Raw genomic sequence first — 14,539 nt, forward strand, 5'->3', positions numbered from 1 at the left:
AAATTAATTTTATCGGCCGATCAATATAAACGGTGACCACAAATACGGATGATCACCGCGCTCGATCGCTATTAACTGAGAATGTCTGAGAGATGCGGCGGTGGTGGTGCCGCGTTGTATTTCGGTATAAAAATCGGTCATCAAACGTCCTGCCGCGGCATCGTTTACCGCCCAGAGGCTGACAATGAGCGATGATACTCCCGCGGCGAGAAATCCGCGTGCAAGCCCGAGTATCTCGTCACCCGCAAAAACCTTGCTTAATCCAGTTTCGCACGCGCTGAGCACAACAAGCTCAGCCGAAAGTTCGTGTTTACAGATATCGCGAACTGTTAGGCGTCCATCTGCCAGATGCAGACTCGAAAAAAGCGGACTTTCAGCCCGAAACTGTCCGTGACACGCGAGGTGAATAATGTCGGCAGCAGGTGCGAATCGATCGAAAGCCCGGACTGTCGCCTTCGGCCCTACAAATAACCGGGCTTCCGGTAGTATTTTGCCTATCACCTTAATCTCGTCCTCAACTAGTGGAATCCGTTCGTCAGCGAAGCCCATCAAAAGAGCATTTTTCAGGCGGTACGACGTGCGATCGCCAAGTTCGGCCCAGACCGCCGAACTTGGGGCGTAGCTTACCTCAAATCTTTCGACGAGATACTGCTCTCCATCAAAAAGTGCGTGAAACGGGACATAATTCAGCGTACCGACCGGCACGATGACCAAACGAGTACCGCCGATTGCCGGACCTAGAGGGCGAATGAGCAAGTTGTACAACTTCCTGAGTTGGGCTTCGGCACGCGACTGCATTTCGGCGGCAAATCGAGCAATGTAGCCATACCGCATCGTCCCGAATTGAAAATGCAGATCTTCAACTGTCGTAATGACTGCTGCTGCTGAGGCAATGTCGCGAAAAAACTCTACCTTTCCATTAAATGCGACGAACGCGGAAAATTGCCCGGCGATCTCGATAAATTCTACCAACGCCGTGGAATTGCCCAGTTGCCGCAACAATTTGGCGGCCGAGAACCTTGAATTACGGCCGTTCTCGTGTGCGACCGCAACGCTTGAGATCTGACGCGTAAGTTTGCTTATCAGACCTTCGCGTTCATCGACCGCGCGTCTGATATCAGCCACTTCGTCGGCTTCGGCGCGGTCGAGACGTTTATAGTATGTGTTAAGTTCCTCCCGAACGTCATCGAGTCGACGGTCGAGATCACCTACATATCCTGAGCCCTTCTTGCGGCGCCCAATCGAATCTGCTAGCGATCGTGAACGCCCACTTTCAACTATGCGAAAAGCGTCTTTTATCCGATCTCGTCGTAGATATAGACGAGCGAGAGCGTCGTACGGTCTTAAACGGGCGGCAAGAAACGCCATTCCGAATTCTTCGGATGCGAGCGGTGCTCTCAGCTTTTCGACGATCGCGATCGCCATTTTGAATTTTCGCTCTCCATCAGGATGGTTCCCGGCGTCGACGTCTATTTCACCAAGAAGGGTCAGGGCTCGCTGCCGAACGTCCGGATGCCGCAGGCGAATGGCGTCGTCGAGAACCTGTCGAAACACTCTTGCCGCATTGTCAGCTTCACCGCGTTGCCCGATAGCTTCACCGGCAAGAATGGCGGCCGCCAACCCGAGGCGCGGATTAGTGGTTTTTGTCAGGAGTTCGCGGGCCATCTCCGCATTCCTCAACGCGGTTACGTGATCGCCGCTGCGGAGTGCGATATTCGCAGTTTCCAAACGAGCCAAGGCGGTACCTGAATCGTTGCCTTCGGCCTCAAACAGCTTGAGTGCACGGCCGATCTGTTTTTTAGCCGTTCTTATATCGCCGGTTGCGTAGACCGCTCGTGCGTAATTTATCCTGGCACGCGACTCTTCAGACTGGAGTTTGAGTCGGCGAAGCTCTCCACATACATCCCTGTATATGCCAACCGCCTCGATATTAAGGTTAAGCTCAGCATAAATGTCAGCGATCTCAAGGTCGGCGATAGCCGTTTGATGCGGCATATCGAGCATTGCAAACTTGCGGCGAGAGAGTTCAAGATGCCGCAATGCGTCGCCATATCGCCCGCGAAAAAGGGCGAGGTTTCCCATACTTGCCTCGACCTCGGCCTCGGTGACCAGCATTCCCGCACCTATAGCTGTCGCCCGGGCGGCTTTGTAAAATCGGGCAGCGCGGTCAAAATCGTTGAGTTCGGCGTATGTGTTGGCTAGTCCATTTTCGGCCATCGCCTGCCACGAAGGTTCGCCGGCGACAATAAAGCGCCTTCGGGCTGAGGCACAATAGCCCTCGGCGTCGGCGTGCTTGCCGCGACGCGAGACGATGTTGCTCAGATTCATCTCGATCTTTCCGGCAGCAAGCTGATCTCCGCTATCGACAAGGACAGGGATTGCCGCGAGACCCGTGTCGAGAGCTTCGTCATATCGCGAGAGCATTGCCAAGGCGAGCAGTTTTGACACCTTTACACGAGCCGCTTCAGTATCGCGGCCGAGGTTCAAAAATACTGATATCGCGACTTCAAGCCGCTCGACCGCGTTTTCGAATCTTCCGCGCGTTATAGCCGCAATACCGTCCGTCCACTTTAGGTTTGCCAGAACGTCATCAGTGCGATGAGCCTTGTAAATGCAGCGAAGAGCGGAGGCCGAACGTTGTACCCGCGACGGGTCGCTCGACCAACTCGAGATGCAGAGCTCTCTGATCTCGTCGGACAGACGCCCCGCCGGATCGTTTGCGGCACTCAACAGCAGACGCAGTCGGTCGGCGTCTGACCCGGCGCTTATGATTTGTTCCGCAAGGCAGCTTTCAGTCATCGGATCGTTCGATTATATAACTAAAAAGCGACCGGCCGCTCTTACGGCCGATCGCACAAGGGATGGGCGAAGATATTGCCCACTCACACGAACTCGATATTTTCGACCACCAATTCGCTGCTTCTGCCGGTGATTACGATGGTATAGGTTCCCGCATTCACGGAATCAATTCTGAATCCGCCTTCGTCGTCAACTACCGCTGTCGTTGAGGAGTTAACTCCCGTGAGCACGACCTCGCCCGGCCCTAGACCGCCGAGGATCTGCCCGCGTATATCAAATCCTCTTGCACCACTCGTTACGCGAAGATCGATCGCATACTCACCCGCGTCAAACCACATTTGTCTTGCCTTCCCACTCGATGCTGAGCGTTCGCCAAATGCGGCACGATCGGGCACGAGGTCCACCTTGAGGGCGGCAACAAGACGTTGGACAAGCGTCGGCTTGGGTTCAGCGGCACGTGTGCGAAAAAGATCGCTAACATATTTGAGCGCATCTGCCGGAGCGTCGATCGATGTGTCGGCCTGCATCCGTCTGATGATGTGTTCGAGTTTTTGCTCCAAAGGGCTATTCATTACCATTGTTTGCGTTCTCAAACGCTCGCTCCACCCAAACAGTGTGTCTAAATCTCCAAAAAAGACAGGATCTCTTTAAGACGACAATAACTTTTCCAGTTTTTTCAGACACCGTGACCGCATCGGGCTGATGCTGGTCTCGCCGACATTGATCGCGGCAGAGACCTCGACATAACTTGCCGCCGGATCACGAAGATAGATCATCGACAATATCTTTTGACATCGTTCCTCGAGTGATAACAACGCGGTTCGGATCAGATGCTGTTCTTCGACCTCGATCAACATATCGTCAGCCAACGGCGATACGTCACGCAGGTTTGCCATTTCCGCTTCCATTTCCTCTTCGGTTTCGGGCGAATAATGGCCTTTGCCGCTTCGAACGATGGCCCACGTTTTGAATTTTGCAGTTGTCACCATCCACGAACGTATTCGGTCAGGTTGTTCGATGTCATCGATTTTTTGCAAAAGCGTAAGAAAAACTTCCTGAAAAACGTCTGCCGCCTGTTCGTCGTTGAGTCCGGCACGACGAGGTATAGCGAAGATCAATCGCTGATACCTAGTCACCAATTGATCCCAAGCTGTCTGATCGCCGTTTCGACACGATCTGACCAACTCGGCGTCGTCGAGGTCGACCGCCCGAGAACTCAGAACTAGTTTAGATCTGTTGTATGATTCAGAACTCACTTAAAATGATATTGTGTTATTGATCACCATTTGGCAATTCACACCAGCAATCGCGTCGTGTAATAAGCTTATACCTTCGCTATTCGAAACTCGCTTTGGAGTCTAAACGGAATCGTGTTATCCGATGTTGATCTACCAAGGCTTATACAACGGTTTTTGCGCATTCGACGCTTGTGATAAGATTTCGTTCTTGCTTCTATAAGCAACGCTTACAGGTAAGTTCGCTTGGCCGGACTCCGAATGGACAAATATGGATAAGTTTAAGGTTCGTGGTGGTAATCCGCTACGCGGAAAGATCGAGATCAGCGGTGCGAAAAACTCCGCATTGCCGTGCCTCGCAGCAACTCTGCTGACGGCCGAGACCGTAATCCTTCACAATGTACCGTACGTTAAGGACCTGATCACTCAGCGGCGTCTGCTAGAGGATCTCGGAGCGACGGTTTTAACACCGGAGTTGCGTACGCACAAGGTCAACGCCGGAAACGTGCAGGTCTTTGAGGCGCCATACGAACTCGTTAAGACGATGCGGGCAAGCGTATTGGCTCTCGGGCCTTTGCTTGCCAGATTTGGCCAGGCCAAGGTCAGTTTGCCCGGCGGTTGTGCCATCGGTACACGCCCGATCGACCTCCATCTCAAAGCTTTCGAGCAACTCGGCGCGGTCGTCTCGCTCGAGTCGGGCGATGTGGTCGCCCGAGCGCCGAAAGGGCGTCTCATCGGCAACACCGTAGAATTTGAAAAGGTCACCGTCACCGGAACTGAAAATGTGATGATGGCCGCCTCGCTGGCGATCGGCAAAACTATAATAAAAAATGCCGCTCAGGAACCTGAGATCGACGACCTTGCCGAATTGCTTAACAAGATGGGAGCACGCATCAAGGGTGCCGGCACGCCAGTCATCGAGATCGAGGGTGTCGAGTCGCTCGGCGGTGCCGAACATACGATCATCCCTGATCGTATCGAGGCCGGAACGTTCATTGTCGCCGCTGCGATTACGGGCGGTGAGATCGAGATCAAAAGCTGTCGTCCGGAGCATCTCACGGCAGTGATCGAAAAACTCCGTGCTGTCGGCGTGATCATCGATGAGTTAAATCAGAGCACGCTGCACGTTCGCGTTGGCCCCGACGGCCTCAAGGCGTGTGACGTGACGACCGAGCCTCATCCGCTCTTCCCGACCGATATGCAAGCCCAATATATGGCCCTTATGACCCAGGCCGACGGCACATCGACGATCACCGAAACGATCTTCGAAAATCGGTTTATGCACGCGTCCGAATTGATCCGTATGGGAGCTGATATTCATATTTCGGGTAATACTGCCGTCGTGCACGGCAAAACGCCTCTGATGGGTGCTCCGATCATCGCGTCAGACCTGCGGGCGTCCGCGTCTCTGGTTCTGGCAGCACTTTGCGCGGGCGGCGAGACGGTCATTGATCGTGTTTACCACATCGATCGCGGGTACGAGACCATTGTACGAAAGCTGCGAAGCCTCGGCGCAGACATCGAACGGATAACCGAGAGTTCGGCCATAGTCGCGCAATCTAACGCGTAGCAGAGCCATTAACAAAATCGTTTGCTTGTGATTTAATTTAAGGACTAGGTTATGAGCGTACAAGATTGCATCTTTTGTAAGATCTCAACCGGAGCGATTCCGGCGGAAAAGCTATATGAGGACGATACTTGTATTGCTTTCAATGATGTAAGCCCTCAGGCTCCGACCCATATCTTAATAATTCCGCGAGAGCACATTGCTTCGCTCGATAAGGCCGAAGACAGTCACCGCGATTTGCTCGGAAAGCTAATGCTGGTTGCGGCCGAGATCGCACGTGAACGGGGTTTTTCGGAAGACGGTTATCGCGTTGTGATCAATACCAATGCCGACGGCGGCCAGACGGTATTTCACCTCCACGTTCATTTGCTCGGCGGCCGGCCATTTATCTTTCCGCCCGGATGAGTTCCGCTGTCATTTATAGATCTATAGTTTTGTATGAGGAATTTCTTTCCAGCCATCATTTTGCTCTCGATGCTTGCCGTCCAGTTTGGATGTTCGGGCAACGCGTCTAACACGGCGAACGCCGACGCCAATGCCAATACGGCAAAGGTATCGCCGTATGCCCATATTACTGACCCCAATGCGGCACTTGCCGAAGGTGATCAGTTATTGGACAACAACCGGACCGAGGACGCGATCGAAGCCTATAAGCAGGCCGTCACGCTCAATCCCGATTTTGCCGAAGCTTACTTTAAGATGGGCATTGCCTATGCATTGATCGAGTCCGAAATGCAGCGATCCGGGGCAAACATTGAAACATCGGCCAACGCGGGCAAGGACAAGGTCGTCAAGACAAACTCGCAAAAGGCATTTGAACGTGCGATCGAGGCGTACAAAAAGGTGATCGCGGCAAATTCGAAAGATGATGTTGCCCAGTTTAACCTCGGGCGGGCATATAATAAGCTGAATAAAGATGAAGAGGCTGAAACCGCCTTCAAGCAAGCTGTCAAACTCAAGCCGGACGACACCGAGTATCAAACAGAATACGGCTCGATCCTCATCAAACTCGCCCAATACCGCGATGCTCTTGCTCCGTTAAAGAAAGCTCTGGAGCTTGACGCTGAGAATTCCCGGGCGGCAGATCTGCTCGAGGATGCCGAGGCCGGCACTAAGCGAGTAGACTTTGTTCAAAGGGACGATTCTAATACAAAGCGTTCCAATTCAAACACTGCGGCCAACGCGAATACGGCTAGCAACAGCAATACGGCGACCAAACCGAGTAATTCCAATACTAAGGTGCAACGTGACGAACCGCGGGAGAAAAAACCCGAGAGGCCGTCAATTAAGCCGTAGGCCCGAACAGCACCATTTGGTGCGAAATTACACATTTCCGGTCGTATGTGTGTCAACTTGACATTCTCGTCGGTAAACTTCAGATTAACCTTATGGTTACGGGTTAGCTCGCCGGGCCACAAGGTTTTTCTATGTCCCAGGACACAGCAGAAGCATCATTGAGTGCCGAACGGCGTTCCCGAATGCAGGAGGCCCGCGAGTCGATCATAGATCGGTTAGCTCGTGATCTGCCGACCAATATCGACCTCGAACGGTTTCTAAATGTCGTCGTTTCTGAGATCGGCCGAATGCTCAATGCCGACCGTTGCGATCTGCTCCAACTCAGTGACGGAAAAGAGCTACGGATCAGCCACGAGTGGCGAAAAGATAAATCTGTTCCGAAGAGCGAAGGCACGACCATTCCGTTCAACGCCGAGAGACTAGGTGAGCGCTTTGACATCACCAAGCCGATCCGGATGAATGACACATCTCTCGCGAAGGATCCGACACTTAAATTTTTCACCAAGGCGCTTGAAACCAGGTCACTGCTGATCATTCCGATCATCCTCAATGGCCGCGTGCTTGGGCTACTCGGCCTGCACGACACGCATTCGCCGCGCGTCTGGCTCGACGACGAGGTAACTTTCCTGCAGTCGATCGCACAACAGCTAGCGATCGGATACCAATACACGAGCTTATATGTGACCCAGGAGCAGGAATCGAAGCGGACCAACGCCCTACTCGAGATCGCCAATACGCTCAACTCTCATTCTGATTTCAAAGAGGTTTCGGCTCTTGTACTCGAGCGTGCTATCGGGCTCGTCGGAGCGGATTACGGTGCCCTCGGCGTGCTGGATCAAACCGGAAAACGGATCTCACTTGCGTCATTCAAATCGGCTGAGGGCATTAAGGTCACCAGGCTTCTGAAAATGATCGAACAGCACAACAAATCGTTGGCGATCGATTCGTTTTCGGCGCTCGGCGATCTTTTGAGCGACCGCAAAACGCTTCGGCTGGTGGACTCGCAGTTGCCGTTCGCGATCAGGCTATTTTTTAACACACAGCTTCGAGGCAAGACGGCGCTTGTCACGCAGGTCAATGTTGCGGGTCAGGCTTACGGACTTTTGGGATTCGTTTGGAGCCGCGAGAACCCCTTCGAGGATCACGATATCGCCCTGATCGAGGGCATTGCCGACCAGATCGGAACTGCGCTTGAGCGCGACCAACTCTCGGCCGAGGTGATGCGGCTTAAGAGTGAGCTGCATCAAAAGCAGAGCGAGATCGTCGGCCAGGCACCGTCGATCCGGCGGGCGATCGAGCTTGGGTTAAACGTCGCGGATACCAATACGACGGTGCTCATCCTCGGCGAATCCGGCACGGGCAAAGAGCTGATCGCAAATCTTATTCATTTCAATTCAGGTCGCGAAAGCGGGCCGTACATCAAGCTAAATTGCGGTGCCATCCCTGAGACTTTGATCGAATCCGAGCTCTTTGGCCACGAAAAAGGAGCGTTTACCGATGCTCGTTCGCAACGTCAGGGCAGATTTGAGGAGGCCAATGGCGGCACCTTGTTTCTGGATGAGATCGGCGAAATGCCGCCGCAGGCGCAGGTCAAACTCCTGCGTGTGCTGCAGGACGGCGAGTTTACACGGATCGGCGGCAAGCAAGTGATCAAGTCTGATGTGCGGGTGATCGCCGCGACCAACTCTGATCTGGAAACAGCGATCGACGAAGGCCATTTTCGCAAGGATCTCTTTTACCGCCTGTCGGTTTTTCCGATCTCTCTACCGCCGCTGCGGGAACGGCCTGAGGACGTTCACTTGCTGATCTTTCACTTCCTCGAGTTGTATAAGGAGAAGTCGGGACGCTTTGTTTCGGGCATTTCAAACGAGGCAATGCGGGCACTTGTCAGCTATGAATGGCCGGGAAATGTCCGCGAACTTGAGAATGCGATCGAGCGAGCGGTAATTATCGCTTCCGGTCGGCAGATCGAACTTGCTGACTTGCCTGATGCCATCGGCCGGAGAGTCTCGGAGGCCCACGCATACGCCCGGCAGGAACGCGCCGCCGCCTCCGGTGAAGGCCGCGCGATCAGCCTCGATATCTCGCTGCCCTCGGCGTTGGACGAGATCGAAAAACAAGTCATCCGCGCCACGCTAGACTATACCGCCGGCGACAAATCACGTGCCGCCAGACTTCTCAATATTGGCCGCAAGACTCTTTACCGAAAGATCGACGAATACAACATCGCAGATTAGAACGCGTGTCGAAAATTTCTTGCCGAATTCCGTGTAGCTCGTTTAGACTATTTTCAAACGAGATATCTGACCGGCCGACCTGTCCTAAATACTTTCCGACAGATCGATCTTAATACTGACGATCCGGCGGAGACATAGATGAATAAGTATTTTCTACTAACAGCAGTTTCGATATTACTGACACTTTCGTTATTTGTGCAGGCACAGACGCCGACGCCCGCCCAACAAAATGAGGATGTGGTGCGTATATCGACAAGCCTTGTGCAGATCGACGCGGTCGTGACCGACAAAGACGGCAAGCAAATCACCGACTTAAAACAATCAGATTTTGAATTGCTGCAAGACGGAAAACTTCAAAAGATAACTAAATTCTCATTTATAGGTGATCCGCGGCAGCCTGTTTCGCCTAGCAGATCCGGCGAGCAGACTATCACTGCACCTATTTTGCCGATCGCCGGCAGTGCCACCGGGCGTCTCGTCACCTTTATCGTGGACGACGGCAATTGCCTGGCATCACACTTGGGCATCACTGCAACGCGTGATGCACTCGAAAAATTTATCACTCGGCAGATGCAGCCAAATGACCGCGTAGCGATCTATCAGACGCGATCGGGCAGCAGTATGCTCCAGCAATATTCGTCAGACAAACAAGTATTGCTGCGTGCCGTAAAGCGTATCCGTTGGGTGCCGCCGGGCGGTGGATGCAATGCGTTTGACGGATCATACTATGAAGCCAATCGTTCGAATACGACCATTTCGATCGATTCTAACGGTGCGATGACATCAAAAGCCATTGAGTCTGAGCAGGATCGAAAGCGACGAGAGGCGGGTGAAGATTTCGGCAAAAACAACCAGACGATCGGCACGATCGGAGTGATCAATTATGTCGTCCGCGGCCTCGAGTTAGTTCCCGGCCGCAAGATGGTCATCTTTCTTTCCGACGGACTTTCGATCCGCGACCGGACGGGCATTTCGGCGACGGCATTGTCGGTACTTCGCGAATTGACCGACCGTGCGAACCGCAGTTCCGTGCTTTTTAACACGATCAATGTCAGGGGTACATTTGATCCGGGAATGATCGAGGCCCGGGACGAGGTAGACATCAAAGGTGAGATCGACACGGGCAAACCTTCGGGCACCTCGCTGGTTACGTCCAATCGGGAAAGGGACACGCGGATTGCGGTGGAGGGAATGGCATATCTGGCCAATGAGACCGGCGGGCGATATTATCAAGGCGCAAATATGCTTGACGGCCCGATCGAAAAGGCTCTGAGCCTTGAAACGGGATATTATCTTTTGGGATATGAGCCGGATGATGAGACGTTCAACGGTAAGGATTTTCACAAGATCCAGCTAAGGGTGAAGCGTCCGAATGCTAATGTCGCGACGCGCTCCGGATTTTTGGCAAAGCCCGACATCGACCCGCCGACGCGGCTAAAGTCCGCCGACAGTGAACTTTATCAGGCGATCGCCGCCCCGTTGCCAAAGGCCGGTCTTGACCTGAGAATGACGGCCTTTTTTGGAAACACGCCTTCCGAGGGCAACTACATCAGGGCGATGATCGCAATTCGCGGGTCCGACATCGGTTTCGTGCCTGATCCAAGCGGCGTGCAAAAGGCGATTTTTGACGTTGTCGCCGTCACGCTGGACGAAAAGAATAAGGTGGTCGACGAATTTAATCGGACGCATACACTCAAGGTCGATCTCAACACCGCAGAGTTCATCAGGGCCAACGGACTTGTCTATTCAGTCGATGTCCCGGTTAAAAAATTCGGGATATATAATTTTCGGGTAGCGATGCGCGACACATCGAACAAGGTTATCGGATCTTCGAGCCAAGTGATCACCATCCCGGATTTGAAAAAGTCGCAATTGACCATTGCGGGCCTTACGCTCGGCGAACTCGATGCCGACGGCAAATTCGGTAGCCCGTCGCTGACCAAACCGGACAATGGGTTTTCGATGCTCACATCCCGGGGCGGTCCGGTCACGCGGCAGTTCAAGCGGTCATCGTCGTCGGCCTATTCATATACTATATTCAATGGTGGGCCGGACGCTTCGGGGTTGACGCTGCAAGTCAATCTTTACAAAGATGGAAAGCTGATCTCCGAGGGGCAACCGAAAAAGATCGAAAGTTTAGCGATAGCTCCCGGCAGGATAGATGATCGCGGATTTTTGCGATTTAATGCGGCAGTCGAGACGGGCGATTACACACTCGAGGTCATCGTGCGTAATCCGGCCCGGAAACAGATCGCATCGGAAACCGTCGATTTTGAGATTGTCGACTAACGCTAAACCCTTGAGGAATAATGATAGATCTGACAGTCGGTACTGCCGGCCACATCGATCACGGCAAGACCACGTTGGTCAAGGCACTGACGGGCGTCGACGGCGATCGTCTGCCGGAGGAGAAACAGCGCGGCATTACGATCGATCTCGGGTTTGCGGAACTTGAGTTGGGCGATCTGCACGTTGGATTTATCGATGTGCCGGGGCACGAGCGATTTGTCAAAAATATGCTCGCAGGCGTCAGCGGCATCGACCTTGTAATGCTGATCGTCGCCGCGGACGAAGGCGTGATGCCGCAGACGCGGGAGCACTTCGACATTTGCCGCTTGCTCGGGATCAAAGCGGGCTTTGTCGTTTTGACTAAGAGCGATCTGGTCGACGCCGAAACAATGGAACTCGCGAGACTCGATGTAGCCGAACTTGTGAAAGGCTCATTTCTCGAATCGGCCGCAGTGATCGAGGTCAGTTCGCTCGACCTGGCAGGCCTTGAATCCGTTCGCGAACTTCTAAAAGAGAGCTCACGACACATATCGCCCAAACCCAACTATTTTTCGACACGCTTGCCGATCGACCGCAGTTTTACTGTAAAGGGATTTGGTGCGGTCGTGACCGGCACGCTCGCGGCAGGCGAAATACGCGATGCAGATGAACTCCAACTGCTCCCCGACGGACGCCGTATACGCGTACGCGGACTGCAGACTCACGGCCGAAAGGTCGCATCGGTGCATTCCGGTCAGCGAGTCGCCGTTAACCTTGCGGGGATCGATCACTCGATCATCGCTCGTGGAATGCAAGTCTGTGAACCCGATGTATTTAGGCCGTCGCAGATCATCGATACCGAGGTCGAGGTGCTCGAGACCGCAAAACGGCCGTTGCGGACCCGGCAGCGTATAAGGCTGCATATCGGCACCATCGAAGCTCTCGCTCGGGTCACGGTGTTGAATAACGCCGGCGAGATCGCTCAGGGCGAAGCCGGATCTGTTCAGTTACGACTCGAACAGTCGATCGTTTGCGTCCCCGATGAGCGATTTATCATTCGCCAATATTCGCCTCAGGAAACGATCGCCGGCGGCCGCATTCTCGATCCTCTTGCCGAAAAACATCGCAGAAAGGATCAGGCAGCAGTTAACAAGTACCTCGCCGATTTGGCCAAATATGAAAACGGAACGGTCGGACAAATTGCCGTATTTATCGATCATTCCGGAAAAGCAGGAATCGATCTTGCAGATCTCCGAGCACGGACGGGTTTGGATGAGAGTTTTCTACGAAAGCTATTGGTAGAGCTTGTTGTGGCCGGAACGGTCATCGATGCGGCCGGACGATTCCTTTCGGCAACAGCCTATTTAGAGATTACCGAAAACGCGACTGCCGAACTCGAGTTGTTTCACAAGAGCGAACCGCTTGCTCGGGGAATGCCGCTGGATGTGATGCGCGAGCGGGCGTTCGCCTACATCCCGCCGACAATTGCCCGGGCGGTCGTGGATCAACTTGTTCACGACGGCAAGGCTATCGTCTCGGCCGACATCGTCAGGCTTGCCTCGCATCGTACCGAATTGTCAGGTCCCGAGCAGCGAACGAGTGAGAGCATATCCGAGATATATCGTTTGGCCGGCCTCGATGTGCCGCGTATGAATGATGTTTTGGCCGCCGCCTCAGAGGGCGGTAGTTCGCCTGAGGTTGTGCGAAAACTCTTTAATATGAAGGTCGACGCGGGCGAGATAGTTAAGGTAACCGACGAATTTTACTTTGCGGCTTCTGTCATCGATTCGCTAGTTGCAAAACTTCGTGACCAAGCCGCAGCAACGGGAAATTCGCTGATAGATGTGGCACAATTCAAGCAAATCGCGGGTGTGTCACGAAAATACGCTATACCACTTCTCGAATATTTTGACCGGACGCGAGTGACTAGGCGGGCAGCCGACAAACGGATCATACTGTAATGAAAAAATTCCTAACAGCACGTTGGCAAGACCTCATAATGGCAAATTATGCGATCGATCCTGAGCTGTTGCGCCCGCGACTGCCGGCGGGCACTGAGCTTGATCTGCAGGATGGCAAATGTTTTGTCAGCTTGGTCGGGTTTATGTTTTTGGACACGCGTGTCTTGGGCATTCCGGTTCCGTTTCATATAAATTTCGAAGAGGTGAATCTCCGCTTTTACAACAAACGCGTCGCGGATGGCGAGACGCGCCGGGCGGTGTGTTTCGTCAAGGAAATTGTCCCGCGGTGGGCTATCGCGACTGTCGCCCGGGTACTGTACGGTGAGCCTTACCAGTGCTGGCAGATGGAACATTCGCGAACCGATACGAACGTAAGTTACTCGTGGTCAAATGCAGAGAGTCACAATCATCTTGAGGTCGAAATTGACGAGAGTGTCGGGGTTCCCGCAGAGGGTTCGCACGGCGAATTTATCATCGAACATTATTGGGGCTACACCGACCGCGGCAACGGCCGGGTCGATGAGTACAAGGTCGAACACCCCAAATGGGAACTGTATTCGGTCAAAAATGAACGAATAGATGTCGATTTTGGCAAGACATACGGCAAAGAGTTTGCTTTTCTTGCCGACGAAAAGCCACACTCAGTATTGTTGGCAAAGGGTTCGGAGGTCGCAGTTTACAAGGGGAAACGTATCTGATGATCGTAGCAATAATAGCAATCGCTGAAAATTACGCCATCGGTAAGGGTGGCGGCCTGCCGTGGCATTATCCGGCAGATCTCAAGTATTTTCGGGAAACGACGACCGGCAACGCTGTCGTGATGGGTGCAAATACCTGGAGGTCCATCGGCAAACCATTGCCGCATCGCGTCAACGTGGTATTAAGCGGTTCGCTCAGTGTGATACCGCCGTCGGGGGTTATATTGCTAAAGGAGAAAGTCGATGTGATTGATCTTTCGAGCCAGTTGGACGGCGATATGTACATTATTGGCGGTGCCAAGATCTACAAGGCGTTTGCCGAAGACATCGAAAAATGGCTCGTTACCTCTATTCCCGAATCCGTTCCCGATGCCGACACGTTTATGCCGCGGGACTTTTTAGACGGCTTCGTCCAAACTGACTCGCAGAAACTGGACGGTGGACTGATCGTCAAAACATTTTGCAGAAAATGATTTTG

11 protein-coding genes are annotated in these 14,539 nt (G+C 53.3%); 8 read left to right on the plus strand and 3 right to left on the minus strand.

Annotated features, from left to right (window positions below; all coding sequences use genetic code 11):
- Positions 1-9 precede the first annotated feature (9 nt).
- The 3 genes from IPQ00_14795 to IPQ00_14805 form a co-directional block, all read right to left on the minus strand.
- The gene (locus tag IPQ00_14795; protein ID MBL0241828.1) at positions 10-2,799 is read right to left on the minus strand and encodes a CHAT domain-containing protein; all 2,790 of its coding nucleotides are present in this window, start codon (positions 2,797-2,799) and stop codon (positions 10-12) included.
- Positions 2,800-2,882: 83 nt separating this feature from the next.
- Positions 2,883-3,371, minus strand: coding sequence for a hypothetical protein (locus IPQ00_14800; protein ID MBL0241829.1), 489 nt, complete (start codon positions 3,369-3,371; stop codon positions 2,883-2,885).
- Positions 3,372-3,446: 75 nt separating this feature from the next.
- On the minus strand, positions 3,447-4,055 hold the full coding sequence (locus IPQ00_14805) for a sigma-70 family RNA polymerase sigma factor (GenBank protein ID MBL0241830.1): 609 nt from the start codon (positions 4,053-4,055) through the stop codon (positions 3,447-3,449).
- Between the two features lie 250 nt (positions 4,056-4,305).
- On the opposite strand from IPQ00_14805, the gene murA reads away from it, so the two are divergent.
- The 8 genes from murA (at position 4,306) to IPQ00_14845 (ending at position 14,534) form a co-directional block, all read left to right on the plus strand.
- Positions 4,306-5,604 carry a UDP-N-acetylglucosamine 1-carboxyvinyltransferase gene (gene murA / locus IPQ00_14810; GenBank protein ID MBL0241831.1) on the plus strand — a complete coding sequence of 433 codons (1,299 nt, stop codon included), beginning with the start codon at positions 4,306-4,308 and terminating at the stop codon, positions 5,602-5,604.
- Positions 5,605-5,655: 51 nt separating this feature from the next.
- Positions 5,656-6,006, plus strand: coding sequence for a histidine triad nucleotide-binding protein (locus IPQ00_14815; GenBank protein ID MBL0241832.1), 351 nt, complete (start codon positions 5,656-5,658; stop codon positions 6,004-6,006).
- 33 nt (positions 6,007-6,039) lie between these two features.
- Positions 6,040-6,897 (plus strand): tetratricopeptide repeat protein, encoded by an 858-nt coding sequence (locus IPQ00_14820; GenBank protein MBL0241833.1) that lies wholly within the window; start codon positions 6,040-6,042, stop codon positions 6,895-6,897.
- Between the two features lie 131 nt (positions 6,898-7,028).
- A complete protein-coding gene (locus tag IPQ00_14825; protein MBL0241834.1) occupies positions 7,029-9,134 on the plus strand; it encodes a sigma 54-interacting transcriptional regulator in 2,106 nt (701 codons plus the stop codon).
- 138 nt (positions 9,135-9,272) lie between these two features.
- Positions 9,273-11,423: a VWA domain-containing protein gene (locus IPQ00_14830; GenBank protein ID MBL0241835.1), complete on the plus strand. Its 2,151-nt coding sequence runs from the start codon at positions 9,273-9,275 to the stop codon at positions 11,421-11,423.
- A 20-nt stretch (positions 11,424-11,443) separates the two neighbouring features.
- Entirely contained in the window at positions 11,444-13,363 is a 1,920-nt protein-coding gene (selB, locus tag IPQ00_14835; protein MBL0241836.1) for a selenocysteine-specific translation elongation factor, read from the plus strand.
- Positions 13,363-14,061, plus strand: a complete 699-nt coding sequence (locus IPQ00_14840) for a DUF2071 domain-containing protein (protein MBL0241837.1) — start codon at positions 13,363-13,365, stop codon at positions 14,059-14,061. The genes selB and IPQ00_14840 overlap by 1 nt, the downstream gene beginning before the upstream one ends.
- Positions 14,061-14,534, plus strand: a complete 474-nt coding sequence (locus IPQ00_14845; protein ID MBL0241838.1) for a dihydrofolate reductase — start codon at positions 14,061-14,063, stop codon at positions 14,532-14,534. Before IPQ00_14840 ends, IPQ00_14845 begins: the two co-directional genes overlap by 1 nt.
- Positions 14,535-14,539 lie beyond the last annotated feature (5 nt).

The organism is Chloracidobacterium sp. (assembly GCA_016720705.1).
In the GTDB taxonomy this organism is placed as follows: domain Bacteria; phylum Acidobacteriota; class Blastocatellia; order Pyrinomonadales; family Pyrinomonadaceae; genus OLB17.

Bases quoted from the DNA above. Each gene is read 5' to 3' on its own strand.
- murA (MBL0241831.1), top strand. From the start codon at position 4,306: ATGGATAAGTTTAAGGTTCGTGGTGGTAATCCGCTACGCGGAAAGATC.
- IPQ00_14830 (MBL0241835.1), top strand. From the start codon at position 9,273: ATGAATAAGTATTTTCTACTAACAGCAGTTTCGATATTACTGACACTT.
- IPQ00_14815 (MBL0241832.1), top strand. From the start codon at position 5,656: ATGAGCGTACAAGATTGCATCTTTTGTAAGATCTCAACCGGAGCGATT.
- selB (MBL0241836.1), top strand. From the start codon at position 11,444: ATGATAGATCTGACAGTCGGTACTGCCGGCCACATCGATCACGGCAAG.
- IPQ00_14845 (MBL0241838.1), top strand. From the start codon at position 14,061: ATGATCGTAGCAATAATAGCAATCGCTGAAAATTACGCCATCGGTAAG.
- IPQ00_14840 (MBL0241837.1), top strand. From the start codon at position 13,363: ATGAAAAAATTCCTAACAGCACGTTGGCAAGACCTCATAATGGCAAAT.
- IPQ00_14795 (MBL0241828.1), bottom strand. From the start codon at position 2,799: ATGACTGAAAGCTGCCTTGCGGAACAAATCATAAGCGCCGGGTCAGAC.
- IPQ00_14825 (MBL0241834.1), top strand. From the start codon at position 7,029: ATGTCCCAGGACACAGCAGAAGCATCATTGAGTGCCGAACGGCGTTCC.
- IPQ00_14820 (MBL0241833.1), top strand. From the start codon at position 6,040: ATGAGGAATTTCTTTCCAGCCATCATTTTGCTCTCGATGCTTGCCGTC.
- IPQ00_14800 (MBL0241829.1), bottom strand. From the start codon at position 3,371: ATGAATAGCCCTTTGGAGCAAAAACTCGAACACATCATCAGACGGATG.